The sequence below is a fragment of the Aneurinibacillus tyrosinisolvens genome (genome assembly GCF_001015055.1).
Taxonomy (GTDB): Bacteria; Bacillota; Bacilli; order Aneurinibacillales; family Aneurinibacillaceae; genus Aneurinibacillus_A; species Aneurinibacillus_A tyrosinisolvens.
The window spans coordinates 1-19209 of record NZ_BBWZ01000061.1 but is presented as its reverse complement, the minus strand read 5'-3'; the positions used below and the strand labels follow the sequence as shown (position 1 = coordinate 19209).

11 protein-coding genes and 3 pseudogenes are annotated in these 19209 nt (G+C 37.1%); 1 reads left to right on the top strand and 13 read right to left on the bottom strand.

Annotated elements, in window-relative coordinates:
* Positions 1 to 321: 321 nt before the first annotated feature.
* Positions 322 to 560: pseudogene (locus MBEAL2_RS34440) on the bottom strand (type I restriction-modification enzyme R subunit C-terminal domain-containing protein); the annotation flags it as partial.
* Between MBEAL2_RS34440 and MBEAL2_RS34205 the strand changes: the two are divergent.
* A pseudogene (locus MBEAL2_RS34205) lies at positions 554 to 904 on the top strand (type I restriction-modification enzyme R subunit C-terminal domain-containing protein); the annotation flags it as partial. The pseudogenes MBEAL2_RS34440 and MBEAL2_RS34205 overlap by 7 nt on opposite strands.
* A gap of 135 nt (positions 905 to 1039) precedes the next feature.
* Here MBEAL2_RS34205 and hsdR read toward each other — a convergent pair.
* From hsdR to MBEAL2_RS26265, 12 genes and pseudogenes are all read right to left on the bottom strand, one after another.
* Positions 1040 to 2729, bottom strand: a pseudogene (hsdR, locus tag MBEAL2_RS26310) (EcoAI/FtnUII family type I restriction enzme subunit R); the annotation flags it as partial.
* 370 nt (positions 2730 to 3099) lie between these two features.
* The gene (locus MBEAL2_RS26305) at positions 3100 to 3669 is read right to left on the bottom strand and encodes an SF0329 family protein (protein ID WP_047155183.1); all 570 of its coding nucleotides are present in this window, start codon (positions 3667 to 3669) and stop codon (positions 3100 to 3102) included.
* Positions 3670 to 4154: 485 nt separating this feature from the next.
* Positions 4155 to 5048: a hypothetical protein gene (locus MBEAL2_RS29820; protein ID WP_052948041.1), complete on the bottom strand. Its 894-nt coding sequence runs from the start codon at positions 5046 to 5048 to the stop codon at positions 4155 to 4157.
* A 290-nt stretch (positions 5049 to 5338) separates the two neighbouring features.
* On the bottom strand, positions 5339 to 5863 hold the full coding sequence (locus MBEAL2_RS29815; protein ID WP_052948040.1) for a transposase: 525 nt from the start codon (positions 5861 to 5863) through the stop codon (positions 5339 to 5341).
* Between the two features lie 75 nt (positions 5864 to 5938).
* The gene (locus tag MBEAL2_RS34200; RefSeq protein ID WP_152667938.1) at positions 5939 to 6154 is read right to left on the bottom strand and encodes a transposase; all 216 of its coding nucleotides are present in this window, start codon (positions 6152 to 6154) and stop codon (positions 5939 to 5941) included.
* 194 nt (positions 6155 to 6348) lie between these two features.
* Complete coding sequence (locus MBEAL2_RS26290; RefSeq protein ID WP_152667937.1) at positions 6349 to 7845, bottom strand: Druantia anti-phage system protein DruA; 1497 nt, start codon at positions 7843 to 7845, stop codon at positions 6349 to 6351.
* 139 nt (positions 7846 to 7984) lie between these two features.
* Positions 7985 to 8209 carry a hypothetical protein gene (locus tag MBEAL2_RS31405; protein ID WP_152667936.1) on the bottom strand — a complete coding sequence of 75 codons (225 nt, stop codon included), beginning with the start codon at positions 8207 to 8209 and terminating at the stop codon, positions 7985 to 7987.
* A gap of 121 nt (positions 8210 to 8330) precedes the next feature.
* Positions 8331 to 13880 carry a DEAD/DEAH box helicase gene (locus MBEAL2_RS26285; RefSeq protein ID WP_047155181.1) on the bottom strand — a complete coding sequence of 1850 codons (5550 nt, stop codon included), beginning with the start codon at positions 13878 to 13880 and terminating at the stop codon, positions 8331 to 8333.
* 1 nt (position 13881) lies between these two features.
* The gene (druD, locus tag MBEAL2_RS26280) at positions 13882 to 14988 is read right to left on the bottom strand and encodes a Druantia-type antiviral defence protein DruD (RefSeq protein WP_047155180.1); all 1107 of its coding nucleotides are present in this window, start codon (positions 14986 to 14988) and stop codon (positions 13882 to 13884) included.
* Complete coding sequence (locus MBEAL2_RS26275) at positions 14985 to 16904, bottom strand: coiled-coil domain-containing protein (protein WP_047155179.1); 1920 nt, start codon at positions 16902 to 16904, stop codon at positions 14985 to 14987. The genes druD and MBEAL2_RS26275 overlap by 4 nt, the downstream gene beginning before the upstream one ends.
* 18 nt (positions 16905 to 16922) lie before the next feature.
* Positions 16923 to 17984, bottom strand: a complete 1062-nt coding sequence (locus tag MBEAL2_RS26270; RefSeq protein ID WP_047155178.1) for a hypothetical protein — start codon at positions 17982 to 17984, stop codon at positions 16923 to 16925.
* Positions 17985 to 18257: 273 nt separating this feature from the next.
* Positions 18258 to 18635, bottom strand: a complete 378-nt coding sequence (locus MBEAL2_RS26265) for a competence protein CoiA family protein (RefSeq protein ID WP_047155177.1) — start codon at positions 18633 to 18635, stop codon at positions 18258 to 18260.
* Between the last annotated feature and the right edge of the window lie 574 nt (positions 18636 to 19209).

Sequence of the window (19209 nt, the reverse complement as noted above, 5' to 3'; positions counted from 1 at the left end):
GTTAATTCATCCTTTAAGCATTTTCCCATTTCTTCTTTCATTACCTTTTCTAATTCAGCTTTGAGCTTTTCAATTTCCTCTGGAGACATCGTAGGCACCTCTTTCATCTATTTTCTTCAAATACATACCTATGTAATGTTAAACATGTACTTTTACAGAGACATTATAAACTTTAGTATAATAAAGTTTAATACATGAATCAATTTCATAATGACTCATTAAAAACTGCGTTTTTACAGGAATAACCAAGGATGTAACACATAATTGTAAGCAAAACTTGGGGAGGTGCTACATTTTTTAGCTCTTGAAACCCTTGCGGCTCTAAGGCTCCGAGTTATGAAATTGATTCGCGTAATAAATTTCATTTTCCAGTTCTTGAACTGCCTTTTGATAGGCTTCTTTACCACCGAAGGCTTTGACTATTTTCATGGGACTTCCAATCTTGGAAAACTCCTTGAGTTGAAGCACCTTGTATCTTCAATCTCTTTAATTCCATCATTGGCATACTTATCAAGGAGTGCTTCTATGACTTTCTAGGCAGTATCAGAATACCTATGTAGGTGATGTATTAGTCAAAGTTCTTTCAGAGCGTGTACAGTATGTAGATAAGGATGGAAAGTTAATCACTGAAAGTCTGATTGACTATACCAAGAAAAATATTCTTGAGCAATATGCAAAGCTGGATGATTTCTTAAGAACATGGACAGAGGCAGAGAAAAAACAAGCCATCATTGATGAGCTGCAAGATGATGGTGTGCTTTTAGATGCAGTAAGAGAAGAACTAGGGAAAACGGAGCTGGATGACTTTGATTTAATTTGCCATCTAGCCTATGATAAAGCGCCTTTAACGAAAAAGGAGCGAGCAGAGAATGTGAAGAAACGACACTATCTTTATAGTACTTCCTAGGCTTATCTTCACCCTCGTCATCAAAGCCATCGGTATCACCTGTGTGGTAATCTCCATTAGTTTCACTGATGACACCACCATCTTGTTCATTGCCATTTTCCTCATTTTCTTCTTCTGTTTCTGTTTCTGATTCAGGCTCATCCACCGGATCATCTCCACTAAGATCAATGACCACTTCCGGCTTGCCATCAAAGGCAGGATCGGCAAAGAGACGGCTGGCATTACGGTAGTCCATAATGGTAAAGTAGGTCTTGCCATATTCCTCTAAAAGTCGAGTACCACGACCGATAATCTGTTTAAATTCGGTCATGCTATTGATATTGTTCTCAAGGACAATTAGCTTGCACATTTTTGCATCCACACCAGTGGTCATGAGTTTACTGGTCACCGCAATAACGGGATAAGTACTTTCTTCATCTATGAAATGCTCCAGTTGGGCTTTCCCTTCACCATTATCTCCGGTTATCCGCATGATGTATTTATTATTCTCTGAATATAAATCCTTGTTTGCGTTGATGAGCGCCTGCCTCATCCGCTCTGCGTGTTCAATATCCACGCAGAATACGATGGTCTTACTAAAACGGTCTGTTTTCTTCAACAACTCCGTAATTTTAGATGCAACCACTCGGGTTCTGTCATCAATGACCAGATTTCTATCATAATCTTTGACATTGTATTCCCGATCTTCAATCTCATAACCATGTTTATCCACCTTGCCAGCTTCGGGTCGGTAGCCTTCAAGGTCTTTATCTAGACCAATTCTGATAACTTTGTAAGGGGCTAAAAAGCCGTCATCAATGCCTTGCTTAAGGGAGTACTCATAAATAGGCTCACCAAAGTAGGTTAAACTAGATGCTTCTTTGGTTTCAATAGGCGTTGCAGTACAGCCGATATGCGTTGCCGTTGAAAAGTAATCGAGAACTTTTCTCCATGCAGACTCTTCTCTGGCACTTCCTCTGTGGCACTCATCAATAACGATTAAATCAAAGAAGTTCGGCTGGAACTGTAAATAGGCTTCTTTACCGTCATCCCCTGTAAGCTGTTGATAAAGCGCTAAATAGATTTCATAGGAGCTATCGAGATTTTTGTTTGTGACTTTTGTCATCTTGCCACTAAAGGGTTTGAAATCTCCGGAAATGGTCTGGTCAACCAGCACATTCCGATCTGCCAAGAATAAGATCTTTTTCTTGATTCCCGCTTTCCATAACCTGTAGATAATTTGAAAGGTCATAAAGGTTTTACCGGTACCAGTAGCGCTGACTAAAAGCACACGATTCTGTCCCTTGGCAACTGCATCTACTGTTCTATTAATAGCAACTCTTTGATAATATCTTGGTGTTTTGTAATTCGGAATATAGTAATAAGGCTCAAGCAGTGCCTTTTCTTCGGTTTGTGTAATGCCTTTATCGTTTAAATATCTATGGTATAGTGCCTCCGGTGATGGGAACTCTTCAAGTCTTAGTTCTCTTACTTCACCAGTAATGAGGTTCTGTTCTACAAAGCCATCACCATTTGAAGCATAAACATAATAAACATCCAATGCTTTGGCATAGCCGATGGCTTGTTGTAAACCGCCACCTATCGGATGATTATTGTCTTTAGCTTCCACAATCGCTAAAGGAAAATTACTTTTATAAAAAAGGACATAATCCGCTCGCTTCTGTTTACCCCTTGCTGTTATGTTTCCACGAAGAATAATACGCCCTGCTGTAAAAGCGTATTCTAATCGCACTTGTTTTTTAATATCCCAACCTGCATCAGTGATTGCTGGTGTAATATATCTGGCTTTGATATCTTCTTCAGACAGATGTTTCTTCCCCATGTGTTCAGCCCTTTCCCCTAATTTTATCTATATAGAATTACAAGTTCTTGTTAAAACGTGATAACATCGAGATATCGAACAGGAATAGATCATTTGTATGAAGCGCCTTGAAAACTTGCTTGCATCCAGCTGTATATTAGCACCTATTAAAACCAATTGTTGTCTGTTACCCTAATATAGAATATCATTAATAATCATTCCGAAAACCAGCTTGAATAGTCCTCTAGACTTATTCCACAATCCATTCGGTAAATTCTTTACAAATTAGCTTATTTCCACCATTATACACCCATCAATGACAATAACCTGTCAACTAGTGTCTGTTCGCATGAAAAGATCTCCAGTTTGGAAGTGAATGAGTTATTTATTTTCATAACGTACTAAGCCGTAGTTCATAAAAATACTGCACAATTGGATGCTTTAACTTCATCTTCTCGGTCATGTTTAAAATTCGCTTTTTTCCAATCCGTCTGTCCACCAAAGCAAGAATATTCAATAAGATATCATTGCTCTCTATGCTTTCCTCTATAGAAATGGATAAAAACTTAGTAGCTACAACGATAAAATTTGATTTACTTAATGATGACTGTGCTGACAAAAGCTCCTTTGCATATTCTGATATTTTTCTACTTCTTGCAATTACTTTTAGACGATCCTCCGGAACTATCCCCTTGATATCTTTTCTGACCGCTTCAATTTCTTCATTGTTGATAGGAATTTGGATATCTGAATCATTCTTAATTTCCAGCTCAGTCTGATACCATCTGATTAAGGTAATTTTATCACTCATATTGAGTACGTTCTTTTTATCTACCGCTATATAACAAAGTCCTGCTTTATCAGGTAAATAACGGTAGCTGGTTGCACGGTATTCGACCCTTCCATATAACGCAGGACAGAGAAAACTCTCCAGATGTTGCTTCAATTTGCTCCAGGACATGTAATCCTCCTATGTTCTATATTATAAATACCTATTTAGGCAGTCATTCTATTATCCATAATACAATAACCAACACATCTATTATACTAAATACAAGTAACTTTTCGTTTCTCAAATTTCTTCTGAATAGGCTTATAAACGTAGTAGATCATATTAGTCAAATTAACAATACCCAATCCTCGCTCCTCTATGTTCGAGTATGTATTCGAACTCATATCTCGGAGTATATGTTCGCATGAAAAAACCTCCACCGCTGTGGGGAGAGGTCAACATAATGCTTCTTTCATTTTAACTTTTAACTCTTCAGGATAGTTCATAAAAGAAAAGCCTGCTTTCTCAGCAGACCTTGTTGTAGCATTTACCTATTCCCCTCCCTCAAATATATCCCTACCACACACTCCACATGTGTCGAGTAGACAGTGACAACAGGTTATACGATGTGTCCCCACCAAAAAACAAGCCCTGACATGTTTCAGGGCTTTAAATTATCTTCTATTAAGAATTGTTTGAATGGTGTTGGTCAAGTTCGTTTGCAGGGTTTGAACACCACGGGGGGTATAATCATAAACAATACATCTGAGATGACGAAGGTCGAATGGAACGTCTTCCATAGTTTGAGCTATTAAAATGACCTCTTTCCCAACCGTATGTGCTATGCCAGTCTCATAGAAGACGTTTGGGTTTCTTCCTGTAAGTTCAGCGATGATAATTCCTGCTTCATTGATATTTGTCCAGATATCCTCCATTATTGATCTATTATCATAAATGTTATCAGCCCTTTGACATCTTAAACCAGGTATCCCCTCTACTGTTGGTTTTATATGGTCTTCATAGATGGCATTATAAGGTTCTGAGAAGGGGGATAACATAAAGACCAGAGATTGATTTACAAGGAAATCACGACCTTGGAAAATCGGATTAATTTTTACGATTCTATTTAATCTGTCCAAGTATTCCATCTCCTCATTCATATAAGAATTTGCAACAAGATGAGCATATCCAATTTTATCTTCCTCTGTAGCCTCTATGAAAGCAGCAGAGAATTCAAAGCCAGATGCTTCTTCAAAAGACAAATCCCTTTCAGCCAAGTGTATGGCTATCGACAAGTCAATTGGAGGTTTCCCCCTCCAGTCAATAAATGTATGGGTAACGATTCCGCCAGCATTTATATTCGTTAGGATAACAAATACTTTATAATCTCCGACAAGCACAGCTAAATTACAAGGTCGTAATAATCGTACTCTTGAAGGTGGGAGACCTGCTTGTTGAGCAAGCTCCGCAACTTGCTTGTCCACTGCCGCGAAAAGGGAACTCAATTTCGCATTTACTTCATTCGGCAAATTTCCATTTTGATTAACGATGCCCGCTGTGAGTGGCATATAATCACCTACCATATCACCAAACTTTATCCGATATTTAGACTATTGATTGAGTAAATATCGTTTCATAAGTCAAAGCACTGATTTCCCATATTATACATTAAAAAAAGAAAAAAACCGACTAAAAACTAAGGTAACTTCAATTGCTATTTGGTATAGGAACACTCAATTTTTTAACTGATTTACACCCTCGTCCCATTCTTGAAGATATCAGAAAAAGGGAAGCCTAGTAAAAATTCAAGAATAACGGAGTATAACAAAGCTTTTTCCCTAAAGATGGTGTTGCAAAACTAAAATAAAAATCCAATGTTATGAATAAGAACACATGGCTGGCAATGAAAATGATAGTGATTTTTACCATACCAACGCGGTTGTTCTATTCCTTGTTTATTTTTCAAAAAGGAGAACACACGTTCAATTTCCGAACGGCGTCGAAATAGGGAACGACCGAAGGTCGTCTTCAAGAAAGTAGGAATAACCCGAGCAAATGATTTCTTTCTTTTTCCACCTTTTCTTTTATTCAAAGGGGTAAGAAAAAGAATATCCCGTTCCTTGGCTTGTTCACGAATCAGCTTGCTGTCATACGCTTCATCACCACGTGCAAACCCAATCTTAAACTCGGTTAGCTGGTTCAATAAATCAGGGACTGCTTCGCTACCATATACATTCGCTGTTGTAAATTGATGGGCTAAAATAATGCCCGTACTTGTTGTCGCTAAATGAAGTTTATAACCCTTATACCACTTGTATCTTGTGGATTTCCCCCCATTCTGCCTGCTGGTCATATAAACTGCTTCGAAGAGCTGTACGATCAATCATCGCAAGCTTCGTATCAACAGGCAAACGTTTGAGAACAGCCCTATGAAGAAAAGAGAAACCTTCGTTCTCCATCAGCTGGCTGCACGTGAAAACGTCGAAAGATGGGGAACAGAGGGAAGTCCAGCTATCCAGCACCAATAAGGGTAACTACTAAGAAACTTAACAAGCTTCCGTAAGAAAGGGATTTCGAAATGTGTCTTGATAATAAAGCATTTCAACATCACTTTTCTTGGAACACCAGGTCTTCTTGTTACATATGTCGTTTCAAGAATATCATAATAATCCAAAAAAGTTAAAACATGCTAAAACATACAGTTATTGATTGCTAATATTACATTAATTTATAGAAAGTTTGGGCATCATGAGAGTATCCACGTCGTTAGTTAATACTTTGGTGGGATACTCATCATTTTTTCCAAGCAGGTGGTTTTTTATTGCCTATTATTCAGAGACTATGCGTTTTGTAGCACCCCCACTAAAACTATAAGTTATTGCTTACTAAGAATTCCTCGATACGAAACTCACGAACTTGATTTAGAACATTAGAATTCTTAATTCGCATTGCCAACCAACGATTTCTCCAGAACTTACAGATTTCTTCCGTTATTTCTTCAGGGTTCTCTTGATTCAAATAGTACCTAGGAGTTTCTTCCTCCCCACGGAGAAATTCATAAGTATTTTCAGCAAGTTCTACTCCGTAAACAATTCTTTTGAAGTTGTGTCTAATTAAATTACTTGCTGGAAGTCCAAGTAGGTTAAGCCCCTTTTTAATTAAACGCAGTCGTGGGCTTGTGCCCTCACCGAAAGTTGTAGAGACTTGCTGTGAACCGCACTCTTTTAGAATCAAATCTGATAAGGCCCCTACAGTTTGATCCGAAACATACACTGTACCAAATCCCTTAGTAAGTCCAAGCTTTTGGAACTGCATTTTCTTTATTGTATATTTTGAGCATATTGAATTAATAGGAAGAGACACCCGATTATATTGACTGCTCCCCGTCTCATAAAGACTGGTTGTACCAAGGAAAACTAACCTAGAGTCGCGTATAACTGGCTCTCCTTTCATACCTGAAGCAATAACTGAAACTTGATTTTGGTAGCGCTCTTCATAATAACGATTCACTTCAGGACTCATCATTAACAAAGAAACTAATTTACCTGCCAATAAATGGTTGTATGGAGGAATAGCTCCACAAACAATAATATCCATCATATTAGCCCCGATTTTTTCCTTCTTATTAGCTTGTAAAGCAATAGTAATTGCCGAACGCCCAGCAGAAGAAGTCAAAAGTTTCCTTAATCCCACTAAGGAAGATTCAGTTGGAACTTGTTGGAACATATTATTAGCACGTAATAATTCGATTAATGAACTTGCACGTTTTCGACGATATAGAGACGTCTGACTAAGTTGTGACCAAGCCCTTGCCCCTATTTCCATATGAGCATTTGATGATGAAGGCTCAGGAACCTCCTCTACAATCCTTTCAAGAAGCAAAATTTGCTCTTGTATTGTGAGAAGTTTTTTTCCTGCAGGTATAAAATCTTCCATACTAATTCCTGATATAGCTCGTTCTAGTGCTATTCTAAGTGACTGTAAAACTATATCCGCAGAAGAATCATCTAACTTATCTATTCTTTTAATTAGACTTTCAATTGTCCATCCAATCTCATTATCTCTAGACGTGATTTGTATAATACTGTTTCCCAATGCCGCAATCCCCATGATAGGATGGTTTTTCTGTCCAGCATCTCGAATTAAAATAAATAGTTTTCTTCCTGGTGTAGGTTTATGTGGGAGAGCCCAAGTAAGGCGGAAATAGCGCCAAATGTCTAATAAACGTAATCCCGTTATATCATCACGGTCATTCTTAGAGTCAATGATTTGTAAATAAGGTTTTACAGATTCGGCTCCCAAAGTATCAATTGCTTTAATTAATGAAGTAGGATTTGCAATTAAGTCACATATCTTCCTTTCCATATTATCTATGAACCTAGTAACAGCAGGTTTATGTAGTTGTTTGTCTCGTTCTTTAAGTAAAACTGCGCGATACCAATCCTTATCCTTTATACCCTCAGAATTTGAAGGATGATTAATATGTGGAATTCCCTCCTGGAATTTAATTTCCCATTTCTGCGCAAAAAGATCTCGCAAAAATAAAAGAAACGCAGTGATAACGGAAATCGTCTAAGGAATTAACACTTATTTGTTGACAATGTGTTTCTATAAAATTTGCTCTTTCATCTCCTGGAGGAATAGCTGTTGCTTCAAATAGTAATTTATATAATTCCTCAATCAAATTAGGTTTTAATTTTGGTTGAATAACAATACCTTTTTTTGTCATAAATTTAATCCCACTGCAGTCATAGAAAATGAAAGCTGCCTTTCCATTTAGAAAGGCATCACTGATTTAATAAACCAGTGATGCCCTATTAAAAATAAATTCTTGCATAACAAGTAAATGTCTAATTACGGGATTCGAGTTGTGCCCTAATTCTGTTGTACACTAAAGGTAAATTCCTAGTCAATAGATACTCATTTACTAAATGTACTTCGTCTTCTGAAATTCCTGTATCTTTTTCTAAGAGAGGATGAAATAACTCAATATCTAATTCATTTATTAGCGCAGGATAAGTACCCACTACTATCTTTCTTCCGTCATTATCAATTAGTAGTGGCACTTGTGAATTTTTGTATTTAACGTTTGAAGTACAAGAAAATCCATCCAGTTCTAACAATCTTGTTAAAGATTGTAACTCTTCAACTTGTTCAGATATTGATTTGACTTTTGAGATACTCCCCTCCAACATAAACCTTAGAACTGCAGCACCTAAATGGCGATCAAGTTGGGGATGCCAATACTGATTTTGATAATGTCGCAAACACTCAGTACATGAACGATCGCAATTTGACGGGCAATGTTCTAGTATACCGAGAGTCCTTTGTAAAACCCTTTCGATTTGTTGGCCAACTTGCTCGGCATAACCAGCTCCCCCAGATAGTGTATCAAATAGATAAATATCAGCCCTCAACATTTCATCTGGTCCTGTTCTCACAAGTCTATATCCAGTCTGGAACTCTGTAGGATCCAAATCAAGTTCTTGACTTGATGCAAGAAGAAGTGCTTCTGAAACTGTTCTGAGTGCATCGTTGAGAATACTACTGGAGATACTAGTATTTACACTTCTCACAAGAGGCTTCTCAATATTTAAACGTAAAATCAATAAGTCAGTTTGAAACTGGTGCCCAAGATAAACACGTCGAAATTCACCATCACAGCGTGGAGAAGCATTTATTCCTTGGCGAGGCTCTACCTTATACGGACGAGTATGGATACCACGACGTGGTTTTTCAGGGTCAAAAATAGAAGCCGCTCCGCACTTAACACAAACCGTAAAACCTTCATTTGTTTCTTCATTTCCTTTATTAACCATAACTAAACGTCTATCTCTTGCATGGGTCATTGTTAGATGATGACCAACTTTCCACCAATTACGCAGATCATCCTCTGATAGAGGAACTGGAAATTGAGCTGATGTCGCATAAGTAATCTCTTGATCCTGATCAATACCACTTATTGGTCCTGCCTTCTCTGGATGAAATACTTCTGGTATTAAAAGGTCCCCTTTATCCAAAGCCCCCCCACAAATTGGGCAATCGGAGAGTTCTTGTGGATCTACAGACTTATCCTGTACAAAAGTACACCGTCTGCAAGTTACATATGGACGTAATTTATTTTTAAATAAAGGAGCTGCTCTATCAGGATCAGTCACTTTAGAAGAATTTGCAGTTATACCACCTGAGCGATAAGTTATCTTATCAACTACTATTAAACGTCCAGGTGCATATTCACTCAAAGCCTTATCTATAGACTGTTGTGGACGTTCCTTAACAATAACCTTAAATCCTCCTCTTTTCGGTTCGGTTTCCTCAATAATAAAGCTACAAAGATCAAGTGGAAATGCATAACTTGGTAAAAACCCCTCATCAAAAAGGAAGGATAATAATTCATTGCGGCTCTCATTCAAATCGATTCTGTCTATTTCCTCCTCGTCATCATAATTAGTACCCTCTATATCTAGATTTTCTGTAGTTATATTGATGGAAAGTATTTTTAGTTTATTTAATAAATCTTTAGCAACTTCTCTAACCCAACTATACTTGTCCTCTGTTACTTCCTCTGGTAACCAATTAGCTATATGCTCTGCAAGATCAGCGTCAGCGTTAATGACCTTCCTTTGCAACCATTCATCAAACTGAGATAAAGTTAATAAATTTTCATCTGATTCACTAAAGAAATCAGATGTTGCACCTAAAACAGAAAATAAGCTTTTTCCACTAGTTTGAGTGTTTTCTCCACCCTCATCTATCATCTCATGAAAGAATGTTTGGAAAAGATAAGCATGTACGTGACGTCTTGCTATCTTAGCATTATCTGTTTTTATCATAGGCTGACGTGGTGTCCCAGCTACGATTTCTTTTGGATTATGGAAGTAATGACTATCATGGGGCCCACCTTGGGCATAAGTGATAACCGTTGAAACTGCTGATCCACGCCTTCCCGCACGGCCCGCTCTTTGCTGATAGTTTTCTCGTTGAGGTGGAACATTGCGAAGACCTACAGCTACAAGAGAACCAATATCAATCCCAACTTCCATAGTAGTAGTACAACTTAAAACGTCAATGGGACCAGCATCATCAATGTATATATCTTGGAAGCGCAACTCATACTTTTCTGTTGTTGCAAAAACAACTCCTGTGTCTCGTTGAGAAAGCTGAGCTGTATGCTCTTCCGCTGTAATATGCTTAGGGCGACCCTCTCCCGATACTGCCTGAACAACTGTATCACGTAAAAATCCTTTTCTCGCACGTATATAATCACTAGTAGAAGGAATTAATTTTTCTATTTCATGACTTCCACAATTTACGCACGATCCCCCTATGTTAACTGGTGAAAGATTTGTACATATTTTACATTTGTACCATGGCACATCTGTATTAACATAGAGAGCTACTGCATCACTTTTAATAACAAAGGCATTTCCATTAGCATGACAGAGTCGTTTGCGCAAAACATTTTCAATTTTTTCCACTTCATCTTTTGTACATTTAAATTGTTGTTCAAGGATTAGTTTAAAACTATCTCCTATTTTTCCATCACTTGTCCAACTATCTTGAGGATGGTTTGCAGCCTCCTGTCTTACCGAAGGAGCTATTATACTTTCTGATTCAAATGCGTATTCTGCAAGTATTTCCTCTATGAATGTTACTGCTAAAGCTTCCACATCATTTGTTGTTAGTTTATTGGTAATTTCTTGGATATCTCGTTCTAAGAGACGAGGTAATGCAGGTTTAACATAACCCAATGTTGCTGCACGAATTGAGAATTCTCGGCTACAAAGTTGTCTTAACAATGCACGATAATAACTCACTGGAGGCCTCGGTTGCCAATCGTTATCAAGAGCTATTTCTAGCTCTCCATCATAGTCCCGCCTAAAATCTTGTATAGCATTAACCAATTCTTTACGGTCTTGTCCGTCGAAAAACTGAAGATTATATTGAGAAACGACAGATATAAACGCACAATAAAGGGAAGAATTAAGTTTTGGATCCTTTCCTTTCAAATCCCGATATCGAACCGCAGCTAAAGCAATTGTCTGTCTAAAGGAATCCCATTCTACCTCTCTCGGAATATCCCTAGCTAATCTTGCAGCCTTCTGCCGCCCATCCGAGAATAGTAAGACCTTCCTTCCCCCATTAGGGTAATCTAAGGACTCCCTCTTCTTCGGAGGTTGGAAAAATAATTGGGATTTTACTAAGTTAGCAAAAGGAGCTTCACCCTTAGTTGCTAAATCCATGATTTTACTACGCCCACGCCAAGAGCGAAGACAAATAGGACAGCGTTTGAAAGTGTAATCATTTGCCCCTGCTGCTCCTACTGGTTTGTAAACTTTTATAAACCCTTCTTGTTCTCTTGGTTCAGTATCAATAAGATGACCTGTAGTGATATCCAACCAGGCGGAAACACAGTCTTGTAAAGCATTTGGATGTGGTTCTCCATCAACTAATAGCTGTACTTGATAAAGCTTTTCCGATAATTCAGTGTCCATTCCAACTAACCCAGTTGGCTCATGTAATAAAAAGTTTTCTTTATCCCCACGTACATATGCCCGAAGAAATGCTGCACCACAGTCACGATGTGTTAATAATTCAAAAATCCGAGACTTTTTGGAGCAAGAACAGTGAAGTAGTGGTGCTGTATAGAGTTTACCCAGAATTGGACGCTCAGGCGGATTATTATCTATCCTTTCAGTACAGTCTGGATTTGTACAAGCGTATAAACCTGGGAGTCCACGATAGAATAGGTGTAAGCGAGTTGGAAGGAATACCTTTTTATCAGATTTTCTATGTGCAATAGTTCCTAATGCTATCAATACTTCTGTAGCTAACCTTGAAGTACTTTCATTATTCTTAGGAAATAGTATATGAGCTAGTTGATTAAGTGGAACAGCTTTCCCTCCCAATGCTTGTACCATAAACTCTGCTGGGCCCCATCCTGTCAATCTTACAAAAAGATATTCAGCAAAGCCATCAAAGTCAATTGGAGAACTAGGCCATTTGAGAGCTGAAATTAATTCTGCAAGAGCTTCTACGGCAGTTGGGGTATCAACCTCAGCTTTTTGCAACAAACTAATATCAACTTTTGCTAATATCTCTCCCTCGAATTCCGTTCCACTTCTGACCCCGCTTCTCCTTTCCTGTACTCCCTTAATTAATTTAAACCCTCTCTCAGATGTTGCTGATAACCCCGTTAATTCTCGAGCAAAGTCTTCAACAGCTTCTTCTGCCTCTTTTCCCTCCCCAAGACTTGCACTTGTTAATATACACCGTACTCTTTCACGCGAAGTACCTAGGCGAGCTATTAAACGCCTAATAAGGAGGGCAACTTCTGCTCCTCCAGTTCCACGATACATATGTGCCTCGTCTAATACTAAAATCAATTGATTTTCTGGATTAGATTCTAGCCATTCCTTTGTCTGTTGAAAAATGGAACGTTCAATAGGTCGCATAAGCATATATTCAAGCATGGAATAGTTTGTTATTAAAATATCTGGACATGCATGCTGCATTTCATGACGTGTCAATAACTCACGGTCATTTGGCTGAGTCTGTAATCTCCGATCCCAATTACGCTTAATACGGGTTTTTCCTTGACGTCGACCAGATTGGTAAACTCCAACTTCCTCTTGCTCCTTAGCATAGAAATTAAGTAAATCCTTACTAGGCCATTTACCTTTTTCCTTAAGAAGATTTATCATTTCACTATCTTCTGTGTGCTTTAAGTAGAAGTTTTCGAACATTGGAGCAAGATGAGAATAATCCTTACTTCCGTTACGCTCCCCTGGATAAGATGTTCTGGAGGTATACGAGCCAAAACGAACTGGACGGTTCCGCCCAGTGCTTAATGCATTAGAAACTCGTTCATCACCAAAAAGTCTTCTAATTCGAGCAAGCTGATCATTAACCAATGCGTTCATAGGATAAAGAAGGAGTGCACGGCAACCTGGAAGTGATGCAGTTTCTGAGCGTTCCGCCCCCTCCACGGCTAAAGCACCTAAAATTGGCATTAAAAAACTTTCTGTTTTACCAGAGCCAGTACCTGTCGCTACAATAATATCTTGTTCTTCCCCAAGAAAAACCTCTAAAGCATCAGATTGATGCTGATAAGGCCGAGGAAAAACCCCAACAGATGGAGAGAAACCAGATAGCTCAGTTAAAATATTTTTAGCTGGAATAGAAATATTAAGTTCAGTATAAGGAGAACCAATTTCATAACTTGGTGTTGATTCGACATAAGGTTCTTGGCTTATGTATCCTACCTGTTCTAATAAATGAAGACGCTCACTTATCAAACTTTTATTACGCACATGGTAAGTAGACTCAAGATATGAACGCAATGTATCATGAAGGGCGGCGGTAATTCCAAAAACTCCAGTTGATTCATTATTACTCATATTAATCTCCTCCTGTCTGCTTAACCTCATAACCAAACAAATGAAGGAATTTATTTATATTCCCATGAAAGAATTTTGGAACATAATAATTTCCTTTATGTCTTGTTAAGAGCTTACAAGCGTATATTGTTAAATGCCTTTCCAAAGAAAAGGGTAAAGGAGGATAGACTGTTAAATTGTTTCCCTTCCATCTTGCATATGGTTTTAAACCATGTCGAATTCGAAGGCCAACCATGAGCCACCGCGCAATATCTTGTTCCTGTATTGCAAGTTCCCGTACCATCCTCGCCTTTTCAAAAACTCCTAAGAAATAACGTGTAGGTTTCTTTGTTCTACAAAGCATAACTGTTTCTGTTCCATTCATCCCAAGAAAGGTTTCAAATGGAATCCAAGATTGACGCACTCTATTTTTAATAGCCCATGTTGAGACAAATACTTCAAAGTCTAAAAATGTTGAGGAACTAAGGCTCCCTTCTTTGTTAATACAATTAATTTTTTCCTGTGTCCAGGAATGTAAATCTTTTGGTATCCAACCTAACCAATTTTGATAATCTTGCCACCAATTCTTATTTTGATAATATCCAAAGGGAATTTCTTTATTGAGAAGGAATCTTCCATAACCAGCAATCCTCACACTAGGAAAGTAAGATTTTAGGGATTGTGTATCGAAACCACCAATAATTATGGTTTCATTACTTTGAGGTAACTGAACTAATTTTATTGGTGTGGGCAACCAAAAACCATTACCAATATGCATACAATCACCTAGTAAAGCAATACGTTCTAAAACCCACTTAATTTCATCATTAATTGTTATTTCTTGATTATCGTTATTAAGTTTAAAAAGAAATTGACTTTTTTCTTTTTCTAATTCAGACCAAAGTACTTTTAAGTGCCCGCTTACCGTATTTATAAGCCGGCGAATATGTACGGGAGCAAATTCCTTTTGCCCACCTTCTTCAAACGATAAACGATAAAGACTTCTTCTTAAGTACTCTGACAAGATTAAGTTGTACTCATAAACCTTATCATCTGGAGTAGAAACACCGATATCTCTTAAAATATTTTTTAGAGCATCGGCTGCAATAAGTTGACGAAAACTATTCATATTTCTACCATTTCTGGATTATTAAAATGTAAAAGTCCCTTAGTTCTATCATCATCTATGTTTATATCAATAATTTCCTTTATTCTATCTCCACCTATTTGAAGAGCCATGGGTAAAACCCAACCGAATAATACTAATTTTTGAATAGGGTAATTAGAACTCGATTCTAATTCCATTCCTAATGTGCAAGCCATCATAAGAGTACGACGCCAAAATGCCCCTCCCTCACGAAGAAGCCAATCTGGTATCGATATTTCTTCCCAGTCTACCTCTATATCGGATAACTCAGTAACCTGCAACCAAACATCATTTTGGATAGAACCTGGCATTTCTTTAGAGGCACTTTTATTCATCCATCCTAAAACGTCTGTATGAAAAACTGGTCCAAGCTCAAGAACTTCTTTTCCGTAAGGTATGGCTGTTGGACCTCCTGCTATTGTAGCAAATAATAAAAGTGATAATCCGTTGTCTTGTTTATGAAATAACCGTTCAATTATCAATTGGCGTATAAAAAATCCATATGTCTCTAAGGAAGAACGATTAATACCTTCTAAAATGATAGCTACCGTAGAATCACTACAAGTTTCTATATATTTTTTTAATTCAAGTTCTAAAGATAACGTATCAGTAAGCCCAATTGGGATTCTAATGAGATGAACTCCCTCTCCTGCTAAACTAAGAGCGCAACGTTCTGCAACAATAAAAGCGAGTGACCCATCAAATGTTACTAATTGTCCAGAAGCTAAAGCTGAGAATATCTCTGTAGATAAGTTTCGAGCATCTGATAACTTAATACCTAATCCATTAAGGTTTTTTTCTAGATGAGTAATTGTTTGTTTGAGATTACCTAGAGGTATGGAGTCAGGTCGGTACTGTGAACTGATAGGTAGCACCTCGAAAATTTGATTATCTCCCCTGCTCGGTAAGTTTGTACTCTGTTTAGTACTATTCTCTTGTAACTTTTCTTCAATATTCTTCCCTGAATTTTGTTGCAAATTACTTATCTTTTCCTCTAAATCTAAAATGGATTTGTTTACACTTCCAGATAAATCCTCTAGTTGGCTGTGTTTTTCGTCCCAACTAGTATTACTTTTCTTTATGGTTTGTACTTCTCCATTTATGAGATTAATTTTATTCTCTGACTCTAATAATTTATCCCGAAGTAAATCTAACTGATGTAAAGCTATATTGTAATTTTTGTTTAAAATATCGATTGTATTTTCTAGATGATTTATCCGTTCGATAATCTCCTGATTTTGAACACTTTTACTTTCTAATTGAATCTTGAATTCTTTGATTTCCGTAACTACCTTCGTATTTATATCAAGGTTTGTATATAAGGACTTGTATTGTATATCGAGATTCTGGTAAACAACTTCGAGTTGCCCGACTTTATTTTCAATCTTACCTACACGTGGTTGTAGTGCATAATCCTCTTGCAATCCTGCCGACCTAATAAGATTTATTACTTCCTCATCTGTAGGAAAGGGCCCAAATTTATACCAATCATAAAGCATTTCCTCGGATACAATCTCAATTTTCCCTGCCTGAATAAGCTTTTCTGTGGCCTTGTACCTTATCTCTGGTTTATTAATCATTTCTTGTATGAATTTCTCTAATTTATCTTTAGAATAAAGATTCAAAGTTTGTTGAAAAACAGGATTAGATTCAGTCCATACAACCCAAATATCAATCATGAGTTCCCAGTCTTTTTCCGTCCATCGTTTTACCCTTTTAAAAAATTTAATTAAACGAAGAACTGTATCCTTTCCAGGACGGAAACCCTTTTCTTGGGGTAAACGTTTAGTAATAACCATAAGCTTTGAAACAGGAATCTTCATTGTAAAATCCCTAAACTCTTCAACGGTATATTCTATAATCGCATCTTGCTTTTCTTTTGAGTACCTAATTTTCATAATAATTCCTCCTTGCTCTTAAGTATCCCAATTAACTCGATTATTACGGTAACTAGCTTTATGTAAATCATAAAACACCGCTCTTACATACGGTATAAACTTAGTCGGCCAATAATAACGTGAGAGGATTCTTTGTAGTAGTTGCTGATCTTCCAAATCAAACTGCTTTATTTTACTTTTTATACTTGGAGTTAAATGCTCCCAACCATGATGTTCTCTCTTTCCTCCTTGAAAATCACGAGTAACAGACAATAGCCATTTAACTCTTTTACGCCATTCAGTATTCATAGAGATATATTTACTTTCCATATCTGGAATTGAAGTTACTTTTAAATTTCCAAATTCCCCCGCTTCAATTTCAAAATCCAGGTTAGGTTGTGCAAAGATCTCATATAAAACTGAAAGCAAATATTCAGCAATGTTTTTTTCGCCGTTTACCTCCTCTTGCCCTATAGAATTAGAAGACCATAGTTTCCATTCTTTCTCTTTTGTTACTTTCCATTTTACAGTTATCGGCACTCCCCTAGGTATGTAAATTCCCTTAAGTTGAACTGTTCCTTCATATATTTGTCTGAAAAGGTGGGCTGCTTGCGGGCTGTGGAGAGCCGTTTTCTCTTCTTGTACATCTCCTATTACTTGTGTTCGTAGTATGACTCCATCTATAGCTGGTTTGAACATTGATGTTGACTCGCAAACTAACTGTAAACCGCTTTCAAAGTCGTCATCTAGCCATATATCAGTTCGGCCTTTTCTAAATTTATCTATAGAAAAGATAAACGGAACTGAACCATCACCCTTATATCTGAATAACCCGTCTTCATCGGGACGCGCTGTTACAATTTCAGACCACTTTTGCACTCCAGATTCACCTATAATACTAAAAGTTAATTCGGTATTCGAAGGAACTACTAAACTTCCATCATCCAATTGTTGTTGAGGTATGGGGCTTACTAAAACTAGTTCAGCTGGTGGATTTTTTATATCGCGGTGTGTAAGCCGATTTAACAATAATTCTACTTGTCTATCATATTTATCTGGCAATTTTATAATTGCACCTGTCCAGGAAGCTTGGCTTTGCAAGCTAGTACTCTCCAAATTATGAAGGTCAAACAATCTATCTATCTTGTTGCTTGTATGCCAAATCAATACATAAGATCTTCCCCAGAACAGGGGATTAGATAAAGGTATTCTCCGCCCCCATTATGAGAATGATAAAACACTGTTACTTCATTCTCTTTTAACCCAAGTATAGGCTGTTCTATTCTACTGTTCCATCTTCCGTTTGGAACCCCATCACGTAGGATTCGATACATTTGACTCTGAGGACGAACTTGTACTCGAGCCCCGCCCTGCCTAATTGTATGAACTGGAACAATTCTTTCTCCTCCCCATGCAAAAGGGAATTTTTAATTTACCAGCCTTAACATCAGGCTCGGGAATACCGATTTCCAAATTCCAAAAATAATGCACATTTTTTATGATTCGTAAATATAATTCTAAGGTTCGATAGTAATCTTCCAAAGAAAAACTACTAATAATTTTCTTGTAAGGAATGTAAAGTTCACAAGCAGCATTAGCTTTCCCCGTAACATGGGCAAAATAAGCCTTTATTTTGAGGCCTTTTCTCAGACTTACGGGAGCACCACAATTTGGACAAATGTAATTGACACGGCGCATTGCTAATTCAGCATTAACATATTGATTCTTAACAGAATCTAATGCCCAATCCATACCCTTCTTCCTTTCTCCTAGTCCAAATTATGCATTTTTATTTGATAAAGAATACAAGCTTCTAGCTAATTGAACCGAACTTTACTTATATTTACGGGGAATAATTTTTCACACCCCAATATTTAAATACGAATAAATTACCATTAGGATAAGCTGTTGTTTTTTACTAAATATAATTTATAGAAAATTTATCTATATCTTAGTCTTATAGATTAAAAGGAGAATATTAAGAATTATCAATTTTCTTTTTCTTAAATTTATTTGAATCAATTTCATAACTCGGAGCCTTAGAGCCGCAAGGGTTTCAAGAGCCAAAAAATGTATTACCTCCCCAAGTTTTACTTACAACTACATATTAAAACCTTGATAATCCCTGTAAATGCGCATTTTTCAATGAGTAGTTATGAAATTGATTCATTTATGTGAATTATAACATAGATATTATATCTATAAAATTTAAGAACCAGGATATAATTGGAAAATTATACAATGCCCTTATACTATTATAATTATTAGTAATAATACCAAAATTAGAAAAAATTAACATAATATTATGAAGGTTAAAAGTTCACCC

Coding starts and splice junctions, on each gene's coding strand:
- MBEAL2_RS26305 (WP_047155183.1), bottom strand. CDS start 3,669: ATGTCCTGGAGCAAATTGAAGCAACATCTGGAGAGTTTTCTCTGTCCT.
- MBEAL2_RS29820 (WP_052948041.1), bottom strand. CDS start 5,048: ATGCCACTCACAGCGGGCATCGTTAATCAAAATGGAAATTTGCCGAAT.
- MBEAL2_RS26290 (WP_152667937.1), bottom strand. CDS start 7,845: ATGGAAAGGAAGATATGTGACTTAATTGCAAATCCTACTTCATTAATT.
- MBEAL2_RS31405 (WP_152667936.1), bottom strand. CDS start 8,209: ATGACAAAAAAAGGTATTGTTATTCAACCAAAATTAAAACCTAATTTG.
- MBEAL2_RS26285 (WP_047155181.1), bottom strand. CDS start 13,880: ATGAGTAATAATGAATCAACTGGAGTTTTTGGAATTACCGCCGCCCTT.
- druD (WP_047155180.1), bottom strand. CDS start 14,988: ATGAATAGTTTTCGTCAACTTATTGCAGCCGATGCTCTAAAAAATATT.
- MBEAL2_RS26275 (WP_047155179.1), bottom strand. CDS start 16,904: ATGAAAATTAGGTACTCAAAAGAAAAGCAAGATGCGATTATAGAATAT.
- MBEAL2_RS26265 (WP_047155177.1), bottom strand. CDS start 18,635: ATGGATTGGGCATTAGATTCTGTTAAGAATCAATATGTTAATGCTGAA.